Annotated in this window: 3 protein-coding genes; 2 read left to right on the top strand and 1 reads right to left on the bottom strand. The window is 30.8% G+C overall.

Annotation, left to right across the window (positions count from 1 at the left end; translation table 11 throughout):
- Positions 1 to 563: MBL fold metallo-hydrolase (locus tag ACKI67_RS02985; protein ID WP_407461915.1), on the bottom strand; the 563-nt coding region annotated here is incomplete at its 3' end.
- Between the two features lie 193 nt (positions 564 to 756).
- Between ACKI67_RS02985 and nadC the strand changes: the two genes are divergently transcribed.
- Positions 757 to 1587 carry a carboxylating nicotinate-nucleotide diphosphorylase gene (gene nadC, locus ACKI67_RS02980; RefSeq protein ID WP_407461914.1) on the top strand — a complete coding sequence of 277 codons (831 nt, stop codon included), beginning with the start codon at positions 757 to 759 and terminating at the stop codon, positions 1585 to 1587.
- A gap of 148 nt (positions 1588 to 1735) precedes the next feature.
- Positions 1736 to 1993: a hypothetical protein gene (locus ACKI67_RS02975; RefSeq protein WP_295604964.1), complete on the top strand. Its 258-nt coding sequence runs from the start codon at positions 1736 to 1738 to the stop codon at positions 1991 to 1993.
- Positions 1994 to 2130: the final 137 nt, after the last annotated feature.

Here is a 2130-nt window from a genome sequence, read left to right as displayed (position 1 = left end):
GGCTTGATTATCTTTCCATCAACTTCCACTTCCTGACCGTTGTGGAGCTTTCCAAATGCCGGACCTACTGGAACTCCGAGTTCAATAGCCTTTTCCCTAAGGAAACGTGGCTTTTTCTTTTCGTAGATGGAGTAGGCAAGGTTTTCGATATTATGTTCTGCAATTATTGATTTGATGATATATTCATCAGTTTCAACAACTACTCCTTCATCGATTTCATGAATATTGATATTGAAGTTTATTTGGAAATAGCCATAGTTGGATATTGTATAGATTATCTTTCCTAATCCTTTTGGCCCATAAATATCCAAATCTTCCTCTCTTCCTCTAAAGCCCATAGACTGGATAAGCCCAGCCAAACCTAAAATATGGTCTCCATGAAAATGGGTGATGAATATCTTATCTATTTTCATAGGGCTTATTTTGGCATAAGTCAATTGCCTTTGTGTTCCTTCTCCACAATCAAAGAGAATTGTATCCTTAAAGTATTTTAAAATAATTCCCGCATGATTCCTATATTTTGAAGGTACGGCAGATGAGGTTCCTAAAAATGTTATTTCCATAAAATCACTTAATATCTTAAATAGTTAATAAATTAGTTTTAAATTTATTTTCTAACTTATTTTTTAGTTTATTTTCTAAAAAATGTTATAAACTTCATATTTATATTATTATTTTGTTAATTTAAATATATAAAATATATTAATGCTGTAAAACAAATATTATTTTAATTAGAAAGAATGCTTTGGTGTAAGAATGGATGAAATTATAAGATATATGCTTAGGGAAGATGAAGGGTTTGGAGACATCACTTCAAATGCCTTAATTCCAGAAAATAAAATATTTTATGCTAAATTGATTTCTAAAGATGATGGAATCCTTGCAGGAATTGAAACCATAAAGGAAATGTTTTTAGAATATGGCATTGAAATCATTTCCTCTAAAAATGAAGGGGATGAAATTGCCAAAGGAGATATCCTTTTGGAACTTGAAGGAAATGCTCGTAAAATCCTCCTTTTAGAGCGTACTGCACTTAATTTGCTTATGAGAATGTCTGGTGTAGCTACCATTACCAACAGAATAGTCAAAAAGGTGCATGAAGTGAATCCTAAAATAAGGGTTGCTGGAACTCGTAAGACTGCTCCTGCACTTCAAAAGTATGACAAGTTAGCTATTGCTATTGGTGGTGGAGACCCTCATAGGTCTGCCTTGGATGATATGATCTTAATCAAGGATAATCATATTGCTGTTGTAGGGTCTGTAAAGGAAGCTCTCAGATTAGCTAAAGAGAACAACAGCTTTTCCAAAAAGATTGAGATTGAAGTCGAATCAACTGAAGATGCAATCATTGCATGTGAAAATGGTGCTGATATTGTAATGTTTGACAATATGTCTCCAGAAGAGGCTCAAAGCACATTGGATGCATTGGAAGATAAAGATTTGAGAAAAGATGTGTTGATTGAGATTTCTGGTGGAATCACTGAAGACAATATTTTGAATTATGCTCCATTGGATGTGGATATAATCTCATTAGGATCCATAACCCATCAGGCTAGCAGCTTAAACTTCAGTTTGGATATGGATTAGCTATTATTATTTAGATAGTTTATTTTTTTTATTATTTTTTTAAATTTCTGTTTTATTGAATAAAAACATTTTCGGCTTGTGGGCTTATGGATAATTTTATATGCCTTATTGCTTAATGTAAATATAACTTTTAATATGAGGTGAAATCATGGCAAATCTTGAAAAGAATATAGAAGAAAAACTCACTGAAGTATTTAAAGGCGAATTTGAAAAGGAAGACTTTGAATTGAATTATCTTATAACTGATGATGTAATCACTTTCTTCTTCCCAATAGCAGAAGGAAAAGAGCTTTCACTCGATTCCATTGAAAAGATTTCAAGCATAATCGATGGAAGATTCGAAGGTTCCAATATTGTAAACCAAGAATACAGGTATGCTTTCAATCTTGATCCTTGTGCTGACTAAATAATTGGTTTTTAAAATAAAATTTTAATTTTAACTTTAATTTATTTTTTATTCATTATTTTTTCATTATTTTTATTAATTATTTTAATTTATTATTTTTATTTTCAAAAAATTTTTTACCACTTTTTCACTAATTG

Source organism: Methanobrevibacter sp., assembly GCF_045577275.1.
In the GTDB taxonomy this organism is placed as follows: Archaea; Methanobacteriota; Methanobacteria; order Methanobacteriales; family Methanobacteriaceae; genus Methanobrevibacter.
Note: the sequence above shows the minus strand (reverse complement) of the source record. Positions and strands in the feature narration are given on the sequence as shown.

Excerpts from the sequence above, each read along its gene's own strand:
- nadC (WP_407461914.1), top strand. The coding sequence starts at position 757 with ATGGATGAAATTATAAGATATATGCTTAGGGAAGATGAAGGGTTTGGA.
- ACKI67_RS02975 (WP_295604964.1), top strand. The coding sequence starts at position 1,736 with ATGGCAAATCTTGAAAAGAATATAGAAGAAAAACTCACTGAAGTATTT.